This window comes from Streptomyces sp. NPDC031379, from assembly GCF_055569615.1.
Genome location: NZ_JBVIIT010000003.1, coordinates 259,256 through 280,890 on the forward strand (window position 1 = coordinate 259,256; position 21,635 = coordinate 280,890).

General features: G+C 70.2%; 16 protein-coding genes. 7 read left to right on the plus strand and 9 right to left on the minus strand.

Going from position 1 to position 21,635, the window contains the following annotated elements; translation table 11 throughout:
• Positions 1-53: 53 nt before the first annotated feature.
• Complete coding sequence (locus ACZ5CW_RS06100) at positions 54-1,778, minus strand: acyl-CoA dehydrogenase family protein (RefSeq protein WP_468598811.1); 1,725 nt, start codon at positions 1,776-1,778, stop codon at positions 54-56.
• A gap of 93 nt (positions 1,779-1,871) precedes the next feature.
• Entirely contained in the window at positions 1,872-2,444 is a 573-nt protein-coding gene (locus ACZ5CW_RS06105; protein ID WP_468598813.1) for a PadR family transcriptional regulator, read from the minus strand.
• A gap of 197 nt (positions 2,445-2,641) precedes the next feature.
• Between ACZ5CW_RS06105 and ACZ5CW_RS06110 the strand changes: the two genes are divergently transcribed.
• The 3 genes from ACZ5CW_RS06110 (at position 2,642) to ACZ5CW_RS06120 (ending at position 6,356) form a co-directional block, all read left to right on the plus strand.
• Positions 2,642-5,014, plus strand: a complete 2,373-nt coding sequence (locus ACZ5CW_RS06110) for a SpoIIE family protein phosphatase (RefSeq protein WP_468598814.1) — start codon at positions 2,642-2,644, stop codon at positions 5,012-5,014.
• Positions 5,015-5,187: 173 nt separating this feature from the next.
• A complete protein-coding gene (locus ACZ5CW_RS06115) occupies positions 5,188-5,709 on the plus strand; it encodes a peptidoglycan-binding domain-containing protein (protein ID WP_468598816.1) in 522 nt (173 codons plus the stop codon).
• Positions 5,710-5,786: 77 nt separating this feature from the next.
• A complete protein-coding gene (locus ACZ5CW_RS06120) occupies positions 5,787-6,356 on the plus strand; it encodes a peptidoglycan-binding domain-containing protein (RefSeq protein WP_468598818.1) in 570 nt (189 codons plus the stop codon).
• A 40-nt stretch (positions 6,357-6,396) separates the two neighbouring features.
• Here ACZ5CW_RS06120 and ACZ5CW_RS06125 read toward each other — a convergent pair whose 3' ends face one another.
• Positions 6,397-6,612, minus strand: coding sequence for a hypothetical protein (locus ACZ5CW_RS06125; RefSeq protein ID WP_468598820.1), 216 nt, complete (start codon positions 6,610-6,612; stop codon positions 6,397-6,399).
• A gap of 399 nt (positions 6,613-7,011) precedes the next feature.
• On the opposite strand from ACZ5CW_RS06125, the gene ACZ5CW_RS06130 reads away from it, so the two are divergent.
• Genes ACZ5CW_RS06130 through ACZ5CW_RS06140 form a run of 3 tightly spaced genes read left to right on the plus strand, consistent with a single transcriptional unit; the run spans position 7,012 to position 10,723 of the window.
• Entirely contained in the window at positions 7,012-7,425 is a 414-nt protein-coding gene (locus ACZ5CW_RS06130; protein WP_388935708.1) for a hypothetical protein, read from the plus strand.
• Positions 7,422-10,343 carry an FxSxx-COOH system tetratricopeptide repeat protein gene (gene fxsT / locus ACZ5CW_RS06135; protein ID WP_388935705.1) on the plus strand — a complete coding sequence of 974 codons (2,922 nt, stop codon included), beginning with the start codon at positions 7,422-7,424 and terminating at the stop codon, positions 10,341-10,343. The genes ACZ5CW_RS06130 and fxsT overlap by 4 nt, the downstream gene beginning before the upstream one ends.
• 56 nt (positions 10,344-10,399) lie before the next feature.
• Positions 10,400-10,723 carry a helicase associated domain-containing protein gene (locus ACZ5CW_RS06140; protein ID WP_468598822.1) on the plus strand — a complete coding sequence of 108 codons (324 nt, stop codon included), beginning with the start codon at positions 10,400-10,402 and terminating at the stop codon, positions 10,721-10,723.
• Positions 10,724-10,975: 252 nt separating this feature from the next.
• On the opposite strand, the gene ACZ5CW_RS06145 is transcribed toward ACZ5CW_RS06140, so the two are convergent.
• Positions 10,976-11,710, minus strand: a complete 735-nt coding sequence (locus ACZ5CW_RS06145) for a formylglycine-generating enzyme family protein (RefSeq protein WP_468598824.1) — start codon at positions 11,708-11,710, stop codon at positions 10,976-10,978.
• A 266-nt stretch (positions 11,711-11,976) separates the two neighbouring features.
• On the opposite strand from ACZ5CW_RS06145, the gene ACZ5CW_RS06150 reads away from it, so the two are divergent.
• Positions 11,977-12,654, plus strand: coding sequence for a transposase family protein (locus ACZ5CW_RS06150; RefSeq protein WP_468598826.1), 678 nt, complete (start codon positions 11,977-11,979; stop codon positions 12,652-12,654).
• 57 nt (positions 12,655-12,711) lie between these two features.
• Here ACZ5CW_RS06150 and ACZ5CW_RS06155 read toward each other — a convergent pair whose 3' ends face one another.
• The 5 genes from ACZ5CW_RS06155 to ACZ5CW_RS06175 form a co-directional block, all read right to left on the minus strand.
• Entirely contained in the window at positions 12,712-13,203 is a 492-nt protein-coding gene (locus tag ACZ5CW_RS06155) for a hypothetical protein (RefSeq protein WP_468598828.1), read from the minus strand.
• Positions 13,204-13,303: 100 nt separating this feature from the next.
• Positions 13,304-15,898 carry a tyrosine-type recombinase/integrase gene (locus tag ACZ5CW_RS06160; RefSeq protein WP_468598830.1) on the minus strand — a complete coding sequence of 865 codons (2,595 nt, stop codon included), beginning with the start codon at positions 15,896-15,898 and terminating at the stop codon, positions 13,304-13,306.
• Positions 15,895-17,004, minus strand: a complete 1,110-nt coding sequence (locus ACZ5CW_RS06165; RefSeq protein ID WP_468598832.1) for a tyrosine-type recombinase/integrase — start codon at positions 17,002-17,004, stop codon at positions 15,895-15,897. The genes ACZ5CW_RS06160 and ACZ5CW_RS06165 overlap by 4 nt, the downstream gene beginning before the upstream one ends.
• A gap of 177 nt (positions 17,005-17,181) precedes the next feature.
• A complete protein-coding gene (locus tag ACZ5CW_RS06170; RefSeq protein WP_468598834.1) occupies positions 17,182-19,470 on the minus strand; it encodes an AfsR/SARP family transcriptional regulator in 2,289 nt (762 codons plus the stop codon).
• A gap of 470 nt (positions 19,471-19,940) precedes the next feature.
• A complete protein-coding gene (locus ACZ5CW_RS06175; RefSeq protein ID WP_468598836.1) occupies positions 19,941-21,542 on the minus strand; it encodes a M4 family metallopeptidase in 1,602 nt (533 codons plus the stop codon).
• Positions 21,543-21,635 lie beyond the last annotated feature (93 nt).

Sequence of the window (21,635 nt, forward strand, 5' to 3'; positions counted from 1 at the left end):
AGACCGGTGGCCGGTCCCACGCGGACCGGCCACCGGTGATGCGTACGGCGCGACTACGGGGCCATCTCGTACGCGCCGGACAGCGCCTCGACCCGCTGCCAGACCCGCTCCGTGCGCGCCTCGTCGACGACCGGCCGCCGGACCGAACCCAGCGCCCAGGCCTGCTGCCGCTCCGTCGCCGAGTCCTTGCCGTGCAATTCGACGGCGTGCGCGGAGAAGTCCCGCACGAGGACGGCGAAGAGTTCGTCGAGGACGTCCTCGTCGAGTCCGGTGAGGGCGGCCTGCTCCAGGACGAGCTGCCCGTGCACGACGAGGGCGAAGAGCTGACCGACCGCGAGGAGGAGGTCGAGGTCGCGGCTCTGCTCCGCGTCGGGGGCGGCCGTGGTGACGAACTCGCACAGCGCGTCGGCCTGCTCGCGGAAGCGGACCACGTTGGGCAGGTGGGTGTACGCGTCGAAAGCGGGCCGCCAGTCGTGGAAGCGCACCGAGCCGAGGCCCCGGGCCGGTCCCTGCCGGAACAGGAAGTCGTCGTCGGCCGCGTCGAGGCGGGTCGGCACGGCGGGGTGCTCGACCGGGTCGAGGAGGTGGCTGCGCAGGAACTTCAGGATCAGCGCCAGGTTGACGTGGACCGTGCCCTCGAGCTTCGGCAGACCGCGGATCTCCACGGCGGCCTGGCCGAAGTAGTTGTCCTTCTCGAAGCCCTTGGCCGCGATGACGTCCCACATCAGGTCGATGACCTTCTCGCCCTCCGTGGTCACCTTCATCTTCGTCATCGGGTTGAAGAGCAGGTAGCGGCGGTCGTCCGGGCCGGCGGAGCGGAAGTAGTCGACAGCGCGGTCGCTGAAGGACTTCATGCCGACGAGCCTGACGTACGCGTCGGTCAACTCGCGCCGCACGTGCGGGAAGGCGGTGACCGGGCGGCCGTAGAGGACACGGTTGTGGGCGTGGGTGACGGCCTCGTACATCGCGTGCTCGCAGATGCCGATGGAGGCGGTGCACAGGTTGAACTTGCCGACGTTGACGGTGTTGAGGGCGGCGTCGAAGGCGGCGCGGCCGGTGTGCAGGACGTCCTCGGCCGCTACCGGGTAGTCCTCCAGGCGGAACTCGCTGACGAACTTCGAGGAGTCGACGACGTTCTTGACCAGGTGGTAGGCGGGGTGACGGCTGTCGGCGGCGAAGAACACATAGCCGTCGGGGCCCTCGACGTCGGTCCGGCGGCCGAAGACGGAGACGAGTCCGGCGGCGTTGCCGTTGCCTATGTAGTACTTGGAGCCGGTGGCGCGGAAACCGCCGTCGCCGTCGGGCTCGAGCAGCATGTCGGTGGAGTAGATGTCGGCGCCGTGGGTCTTCTCGGACAGGCCGAACGCGAACACCTCTCCCTGGGCGAGGAGTTCCGCGGCGCGGGTGCGGGCGGCGGCGTTGTCGCTCTGCCAGACCGGGCCGAGGCCGAGGATCGTGACCTGCCAGGCGTACCAGTAGTCGAGGCCGTAGAAGCCCAGGATCTCGTTGAGCGCGGCGATCCGGGCGGTGTCCCACCGCTTGTCCCCTTCCGCCTCCCCCGCGGCGGACGACGGCGTCAGGAAGGTGGCGAAGAGGTTCTCCTTCGCCGCGAAGGCGAGGAAGTCGCCGAGCCATGCTCGGGTCCGGTAGTCCTCGATCAGCCGCCGCTTCCCGCGCTCCTCGAACCAGTCGACGGTGGCACGCAGCAGGCGGCGCGTCTCGGGGTCGAAGTGCGCGGGATCGTACGTGCGCGGGTTGAACAGCAGCTGGTCAGCCATGGGAATGACGCCTTTCGGCTGGTGGACGGGTGGGAATCGGAGATCCGACGGCTGGACGGCCGGATCGGGAGGGTCTGCGGCGTACGGCGGCGATCAGCGGCCCGGACCGAAGCGGGCCAGCGTGGCCAGCACGTCGTCCAGCCAGTCGATCATCATCCGCTCGTACGCGATGCCGCCGCGCAGTACGGCGTGCTGGAGTTCGCGTTCCGCGTCGAGCGGCGCCTGCGGCCCGGCCGCGCTCGCCTCGGGCCCGGTGAAGTCCCGTGCCTCTCCGGCGAGGTAGTGCGCCAGCCGGTCCCGGTGCGCCTGCCGGTGCCGCTCCACTTCGCGGATCAGGCCGGTCGGGTCGTCGAAGGCGGCGCCCCGGATCTTCACGGCCAGGTCGTGGCGGACGCTCTCCGGCTCGATCGGATCGTGCAACCAGGAGGACAGCGCGGCCCGGCCGAGATCGGCGACGGAGTACTCCTTCTTGTCCGGCCGGCCCTGCTGCGGGACATCCCGCACGTCGACCCAGCCATCGTCCTCCATGCGCTTGAGCACGCGGTAGATCTGCTGGTGGGTCGCGGTCCAGAAGTAGCCGATGGACCGATCGAAACGCCGGGCGAGTTCATAACCGGAACCCGGCTTCTCCAGCAGCGACACCAGGATCGCGTGTTCGAGCGCCATGACGCCGATCCTGCTATGCAACTCGTTGCATAGCAAGGTCGCCCGCTCCGATGCGACGCGGCTCACCCCACGCCCGGCCCCACTCCCGGCCCCGCGCCCGGCAGCGGTCCCCTCGTCGTCCTTCGGTCGGGCGCGCGTGCGGTTGTCGTCCGTCGTGCGGCACGGGATGCTGAGGGGGCACGAAGGGAAGCGGTGCCATGGATCGTTTTCCGAATGCGGCCAACGTCGATTTCCGTAGTCCTCTGGACCTCTCCAAGGCCGCCGCCGCGGTACTGGACGCCGAAGGCCGCATCTGCGGGTGGGGATCCTCGGCCCAGCGCCTCCTGGGACACGCGCCCGAGGATGTGCTCGGCCTGCCGGCCGCCCGGCTGCTGGCAGCGGCCCCCGGGCCGCGGCTGTCCACCCTCTGCAGGGCGCACGAGCCCCGCAGCGCGGTGCTGGACCTCCGCTGCGGGGACGGACGTACCCTGCGCGCGGCCGTGACGTTCAGCCCGCTCACGCACCGGGGCGCCGCCGCGACCGTCGTCGTCGCGGCCGACCTGGAGGCGCTGCGCGGCTGGGAGGTGCAGCTGGCGATGCTGCAGGGACTGGCGACCGAGTCGTCCGTGGGCCTGACGATCTTCGACACCGACCGGCGCGTCGTCTGGGGGAACGTCTCCACCGATCTGGAGCTGGCGGGGGTCGCCCAGTACATCGGCCGGCCGGCCGCGGATCTCTTTCCCGAGGGCGAGTTCATCTCCCGTCACCACCCTCCGGACGAAGACCAGATCATGGAGCACGTGATGACGACGGGGGAACCGATCCTGGGCATGCACTATCGCGGGCGCGCCCCCGCCGACCCGGTGCGCGAGCACGTCTGGTCCTGCTCCTACCACCGGCTGGTGGACGCCCGCGGCGAACCGCTGGGACTGTTCGAGGAGTCCCTGGACATCACCGACCGCTACCGCGCCCAGGAACGCCTGTCACTGCTGGTGCGGGCGGGAAAGCGCATCGGCGCCTCGCTGGACGTACGTCGTACGGCCGCAGAACTCGCCGACGTGGCGGTACCGCAGCTGGCCGACGAGGTACTGGTGGACCTGCCGCCGGCGGTCATCGAGGGACGGCAGCCGCCCACGGGTTCGGCGCCGGGGCACAGTCTGCTCCGGATGCACGGCCGGACACCGGAAGAGTTCCGGACCAGTCCCGTCTCCTATCCGCCCTCGTCACCGCAGGCTCTGAGCCTGGTCACCAGCCGCCCCGTCGTCGACGCCTGCCCGCCCGAGGCGCCGGGCGAGAGGGGATCGGCCGCCTCGCACTCCTGTCTCTTCGTCCCGCTGCTCACCCGAGACGCGGTCCTGGGTCTGGCCACCTTCCGGCGCAGCGGCAACCCCGACCCCTTCGGCGCCGAGGAGCAGGCACTCGCCATGGAACTGGCCGAGCGGGCCGCCGTCGGCATCGACAACGCCCGCCGTTACACCAGCCAGCATGCGGCGGCCCTGGTACTGCAGCGAAGCCTGCTGCCGCAGCACCTGCCCGAGCAGAGCGCGGTCGACGTGGCGTACCGCTACCTGCCTGCCGACAGCCGCGTGGGCGTGGGCGGCGACTGGTTCGACGTGATCCCGCTGTCCGGTGCCAGAGTGGGCCTGACCGTCGGCGACGTGGTGGGCCACGGCGTACACGCGGCAGCGGCCATGGGCCGGTTGCGCGCCACCGTACGGACTCTGGCCCTGCTGGACCTGGATCCCGCCGAGCTGCTGACGCGGCTGGACGACCTGGTCGCGCAGGACTCGGAATCCCACGCGGACGACGATCTGAGCAACGAGGCGCTCGGGGTGACCTGCCTCTATGCGATCTACGACCCGGTCAGCGGCCGGTGCGTGTGGGCGAGCGCGGGCCATCCCCCGCCGATCGTGGCCGATGCGAACGGCGCGGTGGCCTTGTCCGCGCTGGCGCCGGGGCCGCCCCTGGGGCTGGGGGGCCTGCCCTACGAGAACGTCGAGCTGAATCTCTCCAGCGGCAGCGTGGTGGCGTTCTTCACCGACGGTGTCGTGGAGGACCGCCGCACCGACATCGACAGCGGAATCGACCGCCTGGCCCAGATCCTCACCTGGCAGCGATGCCCGGTGGAGGAGTTGTGTGACAGGGCGCTGTCGGCCCTGCCACCCGGACCGCAGGCGGACGACGCCACCCTGCTGCTCGTCCGCACCCGGCGTCTCGACGCCGACCGGGTGGCGGACCTGGAGCTGCCACCCGACCCCGCCATGGTGGCTCGTGCCCGCACGCTCACCGAGCGCCAACTGGCGACCTGGGGCCTGTCCGAACTGTCGTTCACCGCCGCGCTCGTGGTGAGCGAGCTGGTCACCAACGGCATCCGGTACGCCACCGGACCCGTCACGCTGCGGCTGATCAAGGATCGCTGCCTGCTGTGCGAAATCTCCGACAACGCGCACACCGCACCTCACCTGCGGCGAGCGCGCCGGGACGACGAGGGGGGCCGCGGCCTGTTCCTCGTCGCCCAGATGTCCCAGCGCTGGGGCACGCGGTACACCGCATCCGGGAAGACGATCTGGGCCGAGCTGGCCATCCCCTAGGAGCATGGTCCGAACAGTCCCTGAGTAGCGGACGGATGGAGGAGTGCAGGGTCCGGATAGGTGAGTGGTCCACAGTGAGCGAGGAGCGCCACCGCTACGGCTCGTGAAGTGCACGGACCGAGGCGTGGTCCGTTCCCTTCCCTCTCCCCATCGCTCACAAGGAGATGTGCGACTTGTCCGCACGTTCGGTCACCACCTTCGCAGCAGCCGCGCTGGCCCTGGGCGCGGTCGTCGGCACCACGTCCTCGGCCCAGGCCGCCACCACGCAGGGCTACATCAACGGATTCGACGTAGTGACGGACGACTGGGCCGACGAGGGGCTGCTGTCCACGTCCCAGCACGCCAACAGCGGTGCGACGGGTACCTGGCAAGCCGTTCTCATCGCGGACGGCTTCCTGAGCCAGGCGGACTTCGACTGCAAGTTCGGGCCCGCGACGGCCGCGGCGACGAAGAAGTGGCAGACGAAGTACCTCGGTGCCGCCGCGGCCGACGGTGTCGTCGGCAACAAGACCTTCGGCAACGCGGCCTCTCGGCTGACGGCGTTCGCCCTGGGCGGCGGCATCGACCAGGTCACCTACCGCGGCGCGGTGGACGGGGCCGTGTTCAGGCGGGACAGGGCCAACGGCCTGTACACGCTGGTCTCGTCACCCAGGGGCTGGGTCGACGCCACCTACAACAGCATGGGCGGCTGCTGAGCCCCGCGTTCGCGGCCGTGGCTCGGTGGACGACCCGTACGGCTCGCTCTTCTCGTTCGACGACTCAAGGAGTTCGCATGTCTTTCAGTAGGACACGGTTCAAGTTCGCGGCCTGTGCGGTGGCCGCGCTGGCCACCGCAGTGCTGGCCGGCAGCACCAGTCCGGCGGTGGCGGTCGGCAGCTACAGCGGCCTGCCCTATGTCTCCGGGGGCGGCACGTACACGGACGACTGGGGTGACGAGGGCATCCTGGAGATCAACGGGCCGGAGGGCAGCCGTGGGTCCAACGCCATCTGCCTGTGGCAGAGGGTCCTGTGGTCGCACAACTTCCTCACGGAGTCGGACATCGACGGGGTGTTCGGGCCGCGCACCCTGGATGCCACCAAGAAGTTGCAGCGGTGGTTCGGCCTCGAGGCCGACGGGTCGGTGGGCAAGGCGACCTGGGGTGCCGTGGACAGGTGGAACGGCAACGGCCTGCAGTACGTGTCCGGCAGTGAGGCCGACGGTCAGGTGCTGCAGCTGAGGTACCAGGGCCCGTACTCGGACGGGGTCTTCTACGTCACTCGCGACCAGTGGGGTCACTACCTGTTCCGGGACCGCAGGGGCAATGAGCGGGCCGCCGGATACGACTACCACTCCTGCAGCTGACACGATTGCCGAAGGCGCCTGGACCGCCCCGGTCCCAGGCTCAGGGCGCAGACCTGGTGTCCTCCTGGAGGGAGGCGAGCCCCTCCTCACTCTCCTCCAGGACCTTCTGCAGCCCGTACTCACGCGCGACCGCCCGCGCCTCCTCCCAGTGAACGCGCGCCTGCTCGAGGTCACCGCTCTCGAGGTGCATCTGCGCGGTGCCGTGCAGACCGTCGGCCACGGCGTCCTGATCATCGATCTTTCGTGCCAGCGCCAACGATTCAGCGTAAGGGCGCTTCTGCGCACTGGGAGTTGACATCATCGCAGATCACAGGGCATGTGCCCTATGAGTCGATACGTTGAGCGACTGGACGCAGCAGACCGGGGTGAGCAGGGGCGGCGAGGCCCGCCAGGGCGTGTCAGCAGCGAGGCACTGGGCGAGGAGATCTATGCAGGCGTGGCAGCGGCAGTCGGCGCGGACCCCCGCGGCGCTCGCCGAGCGCGGCCCGATCCTTGGGTAGTGCCGGGGCACGTGTGGGCCGTCACCTGCCGGGTAGCGGCCCCTTGCGTGTCGAGGTCGGGTTGCGGGGGGGGGTGAGGCCGGGGTGTGCAACAACTTGGCTTCAGAGCTGAGTTGGGCGTACGTGATCATGCCGGTGGGGGAACGATGACGGGTATGACCGGCTGGCAGCGGGCGTGTTGGTGGGGACTCGGCGTCGTGGGCGCGGCTACAGCGGCGGGGCTGGTGTGGTGGGTGACGGCCGCGCACCCGGACGGCGCCGGACAGGCGTGGGGCGCGGTGGGCGCCGTGGCCGGTGTCGCCGCCGTCGTCGTGTCGCTGTGGCAACTGCGCACCACCACACCCACATCCACTCCCCCGGCTCTCCCGGTCCCGCCAGTCGAGCCGATGACCGGAAGCGGCGGGGCGATCGTGGCGGGCGGGGATGTGACCGGCTCCTCGACCTTCGTACACGGCTCGCCCCCCGCCCCGGCTCCCGGGCCCGCCCCTGCCACCGGGATGAACGGCAGCAGCGGTGCCATCGTCGCGCGCGGCAACGTGAAGGACTCCCGGACGAAGTACCGCCCGTGACCTGGTTCTGGAAGAAGACGCCTCAGCAGGACACCGGTGTTGTGCAGGAGCCCGTGGATGCCGGGGAACAGGACGCCGACACCGGCCGGCACGACGCCGACCGCGGGCAGCAGGCAAGCACTGGGCTGCAGGGCAGCACCGGCGCGATCGTCGCGAACGGAGACGTGATCGACTCCGTGGCGTACTCGGTCCATGCCGAGGGCATCGCGTCGGTAGCCGCCGGCGGCAGCATCCACGGTTCGGTGACCATCCGGACCACGGTGCTGCCCGCCAGTGCGGTGCGCGACGCCGCCGACACCGAGGCCCGTGGCGTGGTGTCCCTGCGCGCCCGGAAACACACCTTCACCGGCCGGACGGCCGAGCTGGCCGAGGTGCGGGCCGAGTTGGCCCGGGGCACCGGCACTCCGGCCGTGGTCGTGCACGGCCTGGGCGGGGTCGGCAAGACCGAGCTGGCCCTGCAGTACGCTCACCTGCACAGCGAGTCGTACGACCTGGTCTGGTGGATCGACTCCGCCGCCCCCGGGGCTACCGAGGCGGCCCTTGCCGCGATCGCCGAGCGGCTGAGCCCGCACTGGACGGGCACGGAGCCGTCGCTCTCCGCCCGGGCCGCCTGGGCCAGGGCCTGGCTGCAACAGCACGACAGGTGGCTCCTGGTCCACAACAACGTGGAGGAACCGGCCCTGCTGGGGGACCTCCTGGGCAGCCTCCCGCGCGGACACCATCTGATCACCAGCCGGTACGCCACCGGCTGGCAGCGCCAGGTACGGTTCGTCGGCCTCAGTGTCCTCCCCCGCACCGACTCCGTGGCGCTGATCGGGTCCTGGGTACCGTTCGCCTCCCCGAAGGAGGAGTGGCACGCCGGCCAGCTCGCCGGGGAACTCGGCGACTTGCCACTCGCCCTGGAACAGGCCGGCGCCTACATGGACCAGACGATGACCAGCATCGAGGCGTACCGAAGCAGCCTCCACGAGTTCCTGGACGAGGCCGCCCTCGACCACGCCCGCGACGAGCAGACCGTCGCCGGCGTCTGGGCTCTGACCCTGACCGCGCTGGCCGAGAGCAACCCACTCTCCATCGAGCTGCTCCACACCCTGGCCTGGCTCGACCCCGACGGCCTCCCCCGGGAGCTGCTGGCCGACCTCACCGCCGGTCCGGTCCAAATGAGAACGGCGCTCGGTCTGCTGCGCGCCTACAGCATGGTCACCCTCTCCCTGGAGGAGGTGACCGTCCACCGGCTGGTGCAGAAGGTGCTGCGCGACCGGGCCACCCGCGAAGCGACCACGCGGGCCACCGCAGACGGGCCGCCTCCCGCACCGCGCGGACGGGAGGCCGCCGAGCGCATCCTGCTTGCAGCCGTGTACCCCAACGGGCCGGAGAAGAAGCCCGACACCGTCCAACTCGCCCGGCTCGCAGCACACGCGACCGCTCTCTCCACCACCGACCCCGGCACCTACCACCCCGGGCCTGCCCAGCTCTTCACCGACACCGCGCTGCACCTCCATGAGCGCGGCCAGACCGTCCGGGCGCTCCCGCTCTTCGAGGCCTACGCCCGGCAGGCCGCCGACGGCTTCGGCGCCGACCATCCGTTCACCCTGAACGCCCGCGGCTCGGTCGTCACCTCGCTCATGGCGGCGGGCCGGCTCGAGGCCGCGGCCGACCTCCTGGAGGAGCTCGTGGAACGGGCCACCCGGGTGCTCGGCCGCGGGGACCTCATCACCCTGCACATCCGGGCGAGCCTCGCGGAGGTCCATCTGGCGCGCGGCCAACTGCAGCGCGCGGAAGACGGGTTCGCCGCGGCGGTGGCCGACAGCACCGCACATCTCGGCCCCGATCACCCCCGGACGCTCACGCTGCGGAACAGGTTGGCCACCACCTACGAGAACGGCCACCAGTTCGATCGGGCGATCGAGATCTACGAGGACCTGCTCCGCCACGAGCACGGCGGCCTAGTCCAATGGAAGCAGGAGTACTCGGCGCCCCTGCAGCTCAACGCAGCCACCGTCCGGAACAACCTGGCCGGGGCCTACGAGGGCGCGGGGCGATCCGCGGAGGCCATCGCCACCTACCGCAAGGCGCTGGCCGACACGGTCCGCCAGGTGGGGGCGGACCACCCGAAGGCGCTGGAGTGCCTCAGCAACCTCGGCTACGCCCTGGACGCCGCCGAGCAACGGGAGGAAGCCTCCCGGATCTACCGGAAGGTTGCGGAGAAGCGCGTGCGGATCCTCGGCGAGGACCACCCCGACACCCTGCGGAGCCAGAGCAACCTCGCCTACATGCTCTTCAAGACGGGAGAGCAGGAGGCGGGCCTGGAGCTCTGCCGCAGGACCCTGGTCCAGCGCGAGCAGATCCTGGGCGTGCTGCACGCCGACACCCTGGCAAACCGGAATCTGCTGGCCTCCGCCTACGACTTGACCGGCGACCTCACGACCGCCGCCGAGCTGTTCGAGACCACCCTCCAACAGCGCCGGGAGGTCCTGGGCAGCCGGCACCCCGACACCCTGTCCACTCTCTCCGGCTACGCAACCTGCCTCATGCGGGCCGGGAACGCACCCGGCGCCGTGGCGCTGCTGGAGGAGGCCCTCGCCACCCAGGAGGAGCTCTCCGAGCCAGAGGGCATCGCGGCCATGACCTACCGTCACAACCTGGCCACGGCCCTGCGGGACACGGGTGCTTTCGACCGCTCCGAAGAACTGTTCACCACCGTCCTGGAGCAGCGCACCCGCCGACTGGGCGCTGACCACCCCGACACTCTGATCAGCAGCGGAAGTCTGGCCCGGCTGTACCAGCTGACCGGCGACCTTGACCGGGCCGTCCCGCTCTACGAGTCGGCGCTCACCGGCCTCACCGCCACCTTCGGCACCGACCACTGGACCACCCGCGCCCTGGCCGACTACCTCGCCGAGGCCCGTACGGCCTGAGAGCCGTCCGCAACGGGCACGGCGCCAAGAAGCCACTGTCGTACCGATCGTGGGACGTGTCGATCGAACGGGAGTCTCGTTCAGGTGATCGCCAGTCGGCGGAGGGCGGTGCGGGCGCAGCGCCGGGTGCAGGGAAAGCCGCTGGTGGGGGTTCTGCGGCGTTCCAGTTGGGCGTGGCGGCGTTGCGGCAGTACGCCGAACGGGAGCAACGGGTGATCGTCCCCCGCGGGCATGTGGAGACGCTGGAGGACGGTGTGGAGGTGAAGCTCGGGGTGTGGCTGTCCAACACCAAGAGCCGCCGCGACCGGCTCGATCAGGATCAGCTCGCGGTCCTGGCCGAGGTCGGACTGTCCTGGGCGGTCCGGGTGGCGCAGGTGTGAGGGCACTGTGTCGGTCTTCCGACGGCTGGTTGGCTTCGCCCGCCGGGCGAAGCCGGTTTGGCTGTCGGGTGATGGGGCTCCTTGCATTCGGCCACCCCGTGATCGGACCCGCCTCAGAGTGCTCGGCTTGATTCCTCAGTCTGATCCGCGCTGACCTGCGGCCGGTGGGCGTACGGAATGTGCATGGCTGGTAGAGGAAGCACACCATCTGAGGCCGCCGTCCGTCGTGTGATGTCAACACAGTGTCCGGTCTTACCTGGCTGGTGCGGCCAGGCGGAAGCCCACGCCGATCGCTTCGAGATCCGCCTCGTAGGCGCCGTGCCGACGGGCGCACCGGGCCAAATCCCGATCGTGGCAGAAGGCGCCGCCTCGGGTGATGTGCCGGTCAAAGGCCCAGTGCTCGGTGCTCGGCACCTCGGCGGGCGCGCCGGGGTAGGGAGCGTAGAGGGTGGAGGTCCATTCATCGGCGTTGCCCGCCATGTCCAACACCCCGAACGGGCTGGCGCCCTCGGGGAACGAACCGACCGGCATCGTAGTACCGGTACCGAGGTCCACCAGATTGGCCAGGCCGGGGCGGTACTCCTCGCCCCAAGGGAACTCCCGGCCATCGTCTCCCCGCGCGGCGCGCTCCCACTCGTCCTCCGTGGGCAGCCGCACCCCGAGGCCAAGCCGGTCCCCGAGCCACAGGCAGTAGGCCGTCGCCGCCTCCCAAGTGATCCCGGTGAGCGGGTGGTCCGCAGGCGCCTGGGAGGCAGATCGGCCGGTGGCCGCCGCGAAGAGTGCCCACTGGCCGACCGTGACCGGTGTACGGGCGATCCGTAAGGCCGGGACGTGGATGTCCGCGCGCGGGGCTTCCTTCATGTACCACTCCACTGGTACCCCGGTGTCGGCGTAGCGGCGGGCAACCGCCGCCATCTCGTCGACCGGAGTTCCCCGACGCAGCACCCCGGCCGGGATGTCGACCCAGTCCACCTGCTCCACCCGCATGTCTCCTCCTCGGCTCGTCGAGTGACAACTCACATGATCACCTCGGAGGCCTGGGCGCGCGTCGGCCGATGGACCCACCTCCACAGCGGCTTTGGGACCAGGAGATAAGGCCGGGCGACGCGGCCCGGGATCAGAACGAGCGGGCGGCCCCAGCCTCACCCCAGCCCCGGCGCTCACCGCACCTCCCCACTCGCTTGCAGACTTGATCAAGTGATGTGAGGAGCAGCCCTGGTCGTTTCCAAGAATCGCCATCACGGGGTCGCTACGTGCTGGCCGTCGGCTGCAACCGGAAGGTCGACACGGTGGACGGCGCGGTGCGCGTGGACACGCTCGCCGCCGGGCTGCCGCCGCGAGCATGGCGAACCCTGTCGTGCGGCGACGGCGCGAAGGGACGCCGGCTCTACCGCTGGGCGCTGGTCCGGCTGCCGCAGCGGCACGCCGACAGCAGCGGACATCGGGCAGTTCTCGTGCGCAAGAACCGCACCACCGGAGAGCTGGCGTTCTACCGCTGCTGGTCGCGCCGGCGCATCCCCCTGACGGTCCTGGTGCGGGTCGCGGGGACGAGGTGGACAGTGGAGGAGGGATTCCAGCAGGCCAAGGAGCTGACCGGGCTGGATGAACACCAGGTCCGCCGATGGGACTCATGGCACCGGTGGGTCACCCTGGCACTGGCGACGCTGGCCGTCCTGGCAGTCGCGGCAGCCATCGCGGGCCGCACCCCGCCGCCCGAGGGCCTTATCCCGCTAACGGTCAGCGAAGTCCGCCGCCTGCTCGTACTGCTGGTATTTCCACTAGTCGTCGACGTCATACATCGCTTGGCCTGGTCGAAGTGGCGGCGGCGACATCAAGCCCGGTCCCACACGCCGATTTTCCGGTCGCCTCCGCAGCCCTCAGGAGTGATTCACGGCTGGGGACGGTGCGCCCTCAGGGGCGCAGAGCTTTGAGGATCCACCCGCACCGCAGTCGGGGGGCAGGCGTCAGTGGCGTCGGCCGGGCTGGAGTCACCGTTGCCCCCCCTGGGCTGGTCCTGGAATATCTGCCGCGATCAGTCGGCTGTTCTCGACCATCAGCCGCTGGTTGACGTTGCGGAGTGCCTGCATGGCGGTCTCTGCTTGGCGGCTGGCTGCGAGCGCTGCGTCTCGTTGCTCGCGCAGTTCCTCCATTTCCGTGTCGCGCAGCGAGCGGACGTTCAGGCCGTCGCGGAGGCGGGCGCCCAGTTCGTTGGCGCGTACTGTGCGCAGCTCGTTCTGGACTTCTTGAAGGGTCCGTTGCAGGGCGGCGTTCTGTTCCAGGAGCATGCGGTTCTCGACTTCGAGGGCCGCTTCTTTGCGGGCGGTCGCTGCTGCCGCCGCCCGCGGCCCGTTTTGGGCGAGGTGAGCGCGGATGGTCTCGGCTTCTGCTTTGAGGTCGCGGTGGCGTTGGAGGTACTGCGGGTTGACAGCGGCCCGCCGGGTGATCTCCGCGTCGGACAGGGCCTGGCGGCTCCTGCGCATCGCGGCCAGGACGGTGAGAACCCGCTGTCGGCACTGTTCGCTGTCGGCACGGCGTCGATTGTCACCTGGCCTGGCTGCTTGTGCGGGGCGGGCGGGCGCGTCATCCGGTTGTCCTTTCAGTGACGATCGGGTCGACGGTCGGCTGGTCCAGACGCTGCCGTCCGGCCAGAACCGCCGCTACTGGGATGACGGTGAGGAATCGGTCCTTGGTATGGAGCCAGGACTCCACCATGGTTCGTTCCTCGGGGGTGAGGGAGCCGATGTCGGCTTCGCATTTGCCGACGAGTTCGTCGATCTGCTGGATCTCCTGGCGGAGCAGCTCCAGGTTCGCCGCGCTCAAGGGTCCTGCGGTGAGCACGCTGCCGTAGGCGCTCTCCAGCGCGGCGAGCTGTTCCGCTTTCCCGGCGCGTAGTTGGCGCAGCTCGGGCAGGTGGGTGAAGTCGGTGGTGTAGAACGTGCAGGAGAAGCAGCGGCTGTACACCGGGCAGCCGTGTCCGTCGGCGCGGACGTTGTTCATCTCGTGGCAGCGTCCCGCGGGGACGGGCACCGAGCCGACGCCCGCGCGGATCCGGTCGGCAAGGTCGTCGCCGGGGGTGCGGGCGCGGATCCGGCCGCCGGTGAGGTCGAACTGGTACTTGGCGGCGATAGCGCGCACCGCTTCCACCCGCCGGGGGTGCGAGGGCCGGTAGTAGACCTGCGTGGTGGAGGGGTCTTGATGGGCCATGAGGACTTGCAGGATGTCCAGCGGGACGCCGGCGTCGGCGCGGAGCTGGGCGTAGGTGTGCCGGAAGGCATAGGGGAACACCCGGGCCGAGTCGAAGGGCTTCCCGTGCTCGTCGGTTACGGCGAACTGGTCGAGCCAGGTCTCCAGCCAGTAGCCGATCGTGCCGCTGTCGTACGGCCGCTCGCCGAGCGCGTTGGCACGGGAGCGGCGAGGGGTGGGGAACAGCACCATGCGGGTGGAGCGGGGCCGGCCGTCTTCGTGGAACAGTTGCGGGGATTCGCGCCGCAGGTAGTCCTGCTGGCGGGTGATGACCTCGGCATCGCTGGGATGGAGCGGGAGTTTGTGCCGTCGGCGGACCTTCTGCATCCAGTATGCGAGGAAGGGGTAGGACCGGCGACGCACCGTCCCGTCCGGGTCCTCCACGTCGATGTCGTGCCACTGAAGGCAGTCGAATTCCAGGTGGCGGAGCTCCCAGGGCCGCCGGCCCACGCGCATGGCCAGCTCGACGCAGTTGCGGCGGGTACCGGCCGGCAGCAGGGCGAGATTGCGTTCGTCCATGAGCTGGAGGAAGACCTGTTCGGGCAGGGCGTCCTGGGAGCGGCCCTCCAGCTCGCTGGCCGTGTCGTCCCGCTCTGGATACGGCGGCACGTCCATCTCCAGCAGATGGACGTCCGCAGCATGGTTGTCCGCGAGCCATGCCCTGCCATGCTCGAGGACCTCACGCAGCACCTTCACTAGCTCGTAGTGGCGCACCGGGGTGACCAGCAAAGGCTCGGCGCCTCGGCGGGATGGCAGGAGGCGCTCGACGATGACCTGCCGTACCGGGTCGTCGTCGCTGAGGACCTGGTAGTCGCTGGTGTCGCGGGCTCGGTGCGTCAGCCAGCGCAGGTAGGCAAGCATGCCGTCACGGCCGACGTCGCCCGGCCTTCGGCCCTCGCCGGGCAGGGTGCGAAGGAACATCGCGAACCACCGTGCCGCGTAGCCGACAAGCATCAACCGTGCCGACGAGGCGCCGCCGGCGGCGAGGCGTAGCAGGTACTGCTGGGCGAGGTGCGTGACCCAGGGCGCGTGGACGTCCCGCAGATCGACGCTCCCGCCCTTGTAGCGGGGGTTGAGGATGTGCAGCCTGACGAGGGTCCGGGTGTGCTCCGTGGCCGGGTCGGCCTCAAGGAGCGGCAGGGTCCGCTGCCACAGCCGCAGATACGTCGTCTTCGCGCCCTTGGCCGGCAGTGCCGCGGCGGCCAGGTCGTCGACCGCGTGGTCACACAGCCAGCGCACCGCCGACTTGACCTGTGCGGGGCTGATCCGGCCGCCCTGGCGGAGCTGGGCCTCATACCCGCGCAGCACCTGCACCACGACCGCCGGCGCAAGATCGGTGAGCGGGACCACGTCGACGGACGTGTAGATGGCGGCTGCCGTCAGCGCCCACGCCTCGCGGTCGGGCGTCCCCGAGTTGGACCACTGCCGCTGGTGCGGCAGGCACAGCCGGCTCCGCCGCACTACGGCCATGCGCGGGCACACGCGGACCAGGCACTTCCCGAAGCCCGGACGAGGGGCGCGGCCCCGGGCGAGGTACTCCTCGACGGTCAGCCCGGGCACCCGGCGCTCGGAGGCACAGCTCTTGCACAGGCCGCTGGCCTCCGCGGCGCGGTCGCAACCCACCCGGCACCGATGCTCGGCGTAGGTGCGGCGGGCGAACGGGACGGGCGTGCTTGCGCACCAGTTGTCGATGTCGCCGGGGGCGCCGGCCTCCCGCCAGTCGGACGCGCAGCGGTGGCACAGCCACGGCCAGCTCGTGGCCGGCCGGTCGCACCCGGTGTGCCGGCAGCGGCGCAGCAAGTGCCAGTCGGCGCCCAGGGGGAAGCACAGCTGGAGCGGGAAGCGGTCGAGGCCGTGCCGGGCCAGGTAGTCCCAGTCCGGTTCCCACTCGGTCGCGGGGGCTGGAGCGGGCAGAGGCGCAGAAGTCGTCATGCTGGTCCGAAGATCTTGTCGTTCACGGCCTGGGCGGCGTGAGCGACCCGGGCGTCGGACGGGTTGCGGTACACCTTCTGGCTAGCGACGTCACGGTGGCCGAGCAGGCGCTGAAGGACGTCGCACGCGACGTCGAGGTCGGCTGCGGTCTCGCCGAAGGTATGCCGCAGCATGTGCGGATGGATGTGCCGGATGCCGGCGTCCCCGGCGAGATCCGACACAAGGTCCTGAACCCGCCGCGTGCCGAGGACCTGCCCGCCCAGCTCTCCCGTGGGACCCGGGAACGACACGAAGGCCCAAATAGCCTTGCCCGCCCGGGGGATGGTGAGGCGCTCGCGCATCCAGTCGGCGTAGAGCATCACCACGGGGCCGGGCACGGGAACGACGACGGTGCCGCGGTTCTTGTTCGCCGCCCCGCGCGGGTGACTGTCACGCTTCTTCAGGTGCAGGTGAGGGCCCAGGCTGTAGGGACAGCCCGGTACGGTACTGCCGGCCGGGACGAGGTGAATGTCCTCGCGGAGCAGACCGACGACCTGGCCGACGCGCAGTGCGCACGCGCCGAGCAGGGCGACCATGCAGCGGTCGCGGGCGGTCTTCGTAGTGCGCAGGAGCGCGGCGAACTCCTCGTGGCTGGCCGCCGGTGCCCGGCCGGAAGCGTGACTCGGCCGTGGATCGACGCGGATGCGTGGCTCCAGGACAAGTTTCCCTGTCGCCGGGTGCGGAGCGGTGACGAACAGGGCATCGACCGCCTTCGCGCTGATCCGGCGGAGGTCGGCCAGGTGCAGGTAGAAGCCGTGGATTGCGGCCAGGGCGGGGGCGAGCGTGGAGTCCTGCGGGAGCCGCCCTTGGCCACGGCCGTTCGTCAGCCGGGGCGTGGTCCTCAGCTTCATCAGATAGTGCGAGAGTTCGGCGGCCGCGTGTTCCCGTGACAGGTCGTGCTCGCCGCACCATGCATGGAAGCGCTTGAGGTGACCTGCGTACGTCTTCGTGGTCGATTCCGCGCGGGCCCGGCCGAAGCGCAGGTGGCAGAGGAAGCCGTCCACGTCCTCGACGACCGTCAAGGTGGGCCCCGCACGAACCGTCCAGTAGGCCAGCGTGTCAGTCACCTCGACCCGCAGGATCTCGGCAGTTGGCCTATCCACAGCGATCATAAGCGGAACGTAGCTGGTCGATCACACAGCGAGACAACCGATGTTGGGACTGTGCGCAAGTGCATCAAAGAGCGCATGGACGACTCGCCTCACTGGAACGCCTGCCCGTGAACGGTACGAGTTAGTCGAAGCTCAGCCCCGGTTCGCAGAAGCCGCGAAGGCCTCCGTCGAGCGTCCGAGGGCACGGAGGCACTCTGCGGTGTTGAAGAGCCCTCCGGCGACGAACTTATCCAACCCCTGGCTGCGGAAGATCTCCAGAGCCTGAGCGTGGGCGTCCAGGGCCGCCGCGACCTCGCCGCTGGCGTGGAGAAGAAATCCCCTGCCCGACAGGACGACGGCGGAATCCTTCGTGTGGCCGAGTCGCAGGCGCAACAGCTGCGACTCGTCAAGAGCGTCGATCGCCTCCCGCAGCCGGCCCGCCTGACGATGCACCAGGGCGATGTTGCCCAGCACGGTCGCCTGCCCATCGCGGTTTTCCGTCTCTCTGTGCAGAGCGAGGGCCGCCTGCAGGTGAACCAGGCATTCTTCGTTGCGATACGCCAAACCGTTGGCCGCTCCGAGGGCGTTGTGCAGGTACGCCTGGCCCATGAGGTCACCGTGCCTGCGGGCCCAGGCCATCGCCTCCATGAGGCACTGCGTCCACTCACCGGCCCACCAGTAGGCGTGTCCATAGCCGAGCATCGCGGTCGCGGTCCGCCAGGCCATCTCCGGTCGGGAAGTGCGGCCTGCCAGTTCGATGACCGCCCTGAGAGCGGGCATCTCCCTCACGAACCAGGCGAGCGCGTCGCGTCCGTCCTGCAAGTCCGGCAAGGGTGCGGCGGCCTGCGGAGGGCTGAAATGCACCACAGGTGCGGTCAGACTGTTCGCCTGGTGGGCGGCGGCGCTGTACCAGATCACCAGACGCAGGAGCGCGGCCTCGCGGTCGGCTTCGGTCTCCTCCGCCAGGGCGCACTGCTCGGCGAATTCCCCGAGGAGGTCGTGAAAGCGGTAGGCGCCCGTGTCGGTGGCCTGGAGCAGATGCGCATCGGCCAGGAGGTCCAGCAGGTCGACGGTGTCTTCCAGCGACTCACCGAGCAACGCCGCCGCGGCCTCGGGGGGCAAGGGGTGGCACGGCCACAGACCCAGGGCCCTGAAGGCGCGGGCGGCTTCCCGTTCCGTCTGCTTCCGGCTGTCGCGCAAGCCGTTGTAGCTCAGGACGAACGTGTCACGCACCGCGAGGTGGTCGACCGCGAGCGCGCGCAGACGGCTGCCACTTCCGGACAGGCGCCGAGCCAGCGTGCCCAGGGTCCAGGTGGGGCGCGTGGCCAGCTGTGCGGCGGCGATGCGCAAGGCCAGCGGGAGGCCGGCACACGCGTCGAGGACGAGCGAGGCCGATGCGGGGTCGGTGCGTAGCGCATCCTCCCCGCAGAATCGTTCCAGCAGCCGTCGTTGCTCGTCCTCGGCCATCGGGTGCAGGACGACGCGTGAGGTCCCGTACGGTCCGGCGAGCGCTCGGCGGCTCGTGACCACGACGGCGCTGTTGCCGTTTCCGGGCAGCAGAGGGTCGAACTGCCGGGTGTCGCGGGCATTGTCGAGGACGATCAGGACGCGCCGGTCGGCGAGGGCCGCGCGGTAGAGTGCCGCACGGTCGTCCACGTGTTCCGGCAGTGTCCTTCCGCTGACGCCCAGGTCCATCAGGAAGCGCCCCAGGACGTCGAACGGAGTCCGCGGCTCACCCGCCCCGAATCCCCGGAGATCGGCGTACAGCTGACCGTCGGGGAGGGCGGCGGCGAGGCTGTGGGCGGCGTGCAGCACGAGCGCCGTCTTACCGACGCCGCCCATTCCCGATATGACGGCGACCCTGGGCATCGAGCCCGGCGCCCTGTCGGCGAGCGCGCGCAGGCGTGCCATCTCCTCGTGCCTGCCGATGAAGTCGGGCAGATCATGGGGCAGTTGGCGAGGTACGGCGCTTGCCGTCGACGGAGTCGGGCCGGCCGTCGCAGCGTCAGAGGGGGCGAGCGCCGCGGAGGGTCGATGCTCTTGGCCCGGCGGCTGGACAGGGGCCGCGTTCTCCCGGACACCGGGGTCGCCGCGCAGTATGGCGCCCTCGAGGTCGACGAGTTCCCTGCCGGGGTCCACCCCGTACTCCTCGATCAGCAGAGTTCGTACGGCGCGGATGACGGCCAGCGCCTCCGTTTGCCGGCCGCTGTAGTAGAGAGCGCGGGCAAGTCGCTCGGCCACGTCCTCACGTTCCGGTGACTCTGCGGACAGGGCGGACAGCTCGGGGATCAGGGCAGGACAGTCCCCCTCGGCCAGTTCCAGGTCGGCGACCAGCATGTGCGCTTGGAACCGCTGCTCCCGGAGCCTGACGCGGGCCGACTCTTCACGCTCTGCGGAGTCGAGGTGACGTCGCGCTTCGCTCACGAGCAGGTCGAACTGCATCGAGTCCAGCACCCCTTGCCGGAGGTCGAACCGATAGCCGGCCGACTCCCAGGACAAGTGGTCGGGGGACGGCAGCAGACGACGGACCGCGGAGACGACCGTGTGGACCTGTGCCCGAGCCGTCTTGGGCGGCTTCTCGCCCCACAGCCCGTCGATCAGCGCGTCCGTGGTGACCAGCCTGCCCGTGTGCAGCAGGAAGAAGGCAAGCGCCGCCTGGACCCGAGGGCGGGCCGGCTCGACTCGTCGCCCCTCGACTCGCAACTCCAGCGGGCCAAGAATTCCGTACTGCAACGAGCCCCCCCGGCTACTCACTCCTGCGCGACGCCGGTTGTTGATGTGAGGCGTGGGCGACTTCGAACGGCCGCCAGAATACACAGCCCATGGCCGGAGCCCGGGCGACGGCGAGGGGGTCCTCGTCGTCACCCGGGCCGGCTCTCGTGGATCAGGCGGTGCGTCGGTGCGTCAGTGCGTCAGACGACCTTGACCGCGCTCCAGGCCGCGGCCACGGTGGCGTACTCGGGGCTGGTGGCGCCGTAGAGGTCCTTCGCCGCGTTCAGCGTCGCGGTGCGGGCGCCCTTGTAGTCCGTGGTGGAGGTCATGTAGACGGTCAGCGCCCGGTACCAGATGGCGGAGGCCTTCTGGTTGCCGATGCCGGTGACGGTGGAGCCGTCGCAGGTCGGGCTGTTGTAGGAGACGCCGTTGATGGTCTTGGCGCCGCTGCCCTCGCTCGCGAGGTAGAACCAGTGGTTGCCGACGCCCGAGGAGTAGTGCACGTCGAGCCGGCCGACCGACTTCGACCAGCAGTCGGCGGAGCCGCCGTCCAAGGACGGCTTGTCGAAGCGGCGCAGCCACGGCGGGGTGGACTGGTCGCTGAAGAGGTAGTCGGGGGTGTCGACCGGGTTGGCGGCGTACCACTCGACCATGGTGCCGAGGATGTCGCTGGTGGCCTCGTTCAGGCCGCCGGACTCACCGCTGTAGCGCAGGTTGGCGGTGGCGGAGGTGACACCGTGGGTCATCTCGTGGCCCATGGTGTCGAGGTCGACCTGCTCGGGGTCGGTGGTGCCGTCGCCGTCGCCGGTCATCATGCAGAAGCAGGAGTCCGACCACTGGGCGTTGTCCCAGTTGGTGCCGACGTGGACGAAGACGGTGGCGCCGCGGCCGTCGTTCTTGATGCCGCTGCGGCCGAAGGTCGTCTTGTAGTAGTCGAACGTCTTCGCGGTGTTGACGTGCGCGTCGACGGCGGCGGTGGCGCGGTCGGTGGAGAACTTCCTGCCGTCGCCCCAGATGTTGTCGGCGTCGGTGAACAGGGTGCCGGAGGTGCTTTTCAGGGACGAGGAGGAGAGGTTGTGCGCGTCCTTGGTGATGTGGCCGCGCACCGGGTCGATCAGGGCGAAGGTGCCGTCGGCCTGCTGGGTGGTGTCGATGCCGACGTCACCGGTGTACTCGGAGTGGCCGGTGCCGGTCGCCTCGCGCTCGGCGTCGTAGTTCTCGATCGCCGCTCCGGTGGTGGCGTCGGTGACGAAGACCTCGCCGTGCGGCTGGCCCTTGTCGCCCAGGCCCTGCACGGTGGTGCGCCAGGCCAGGCGGGGGGTGCCGTCGGCGGCCCACACGATCAGCTCGGGGGTGGACTTGGCGTTGCGCACCAGGCCGTGGGAGCGCTTCAGGGCGCCGGCCGCGGTGCCCTTGGCGTCGACGGCGGGAGCGACGGACTTGAGCGCCACCTTGTGGGCCTTGGCGCGGGTGGATCCCTTGAGGGAGCCGTCCGCCTTCTGGTGGACCACGAAGTCGCCGCCGACGACGGGGAGACCGCGGTAGGTCCGCTCGAAGCGGACGTGCTGGGTGCCGTCGGCGTCGATCACGACGTCCTTCGCCTTCAGCGTCTGGCCCGGGCCGAAACCGAAGGTGTCGGCGTGCCTGGTCACGTTGGCCTTGGCCTGGGATATCGCGGTGTCGCGGACGGAGGTGCCGCCCTGCGCCGCGTGGGTCTGCGCGTGCGCCGATACGGCCATCGCACCCGAGGTGATGACGCCGGCGGCGACCATCGCGGAAAGGGCAAGAAGGGGACGGGGCATGACGGGGTGATTCCTTCGCTCGTCGTGGGGTGACGACGTCCTGGGACGTTGACGCGAAGTGTTCACCAGGTGACATGACCCTGACGTGACTCC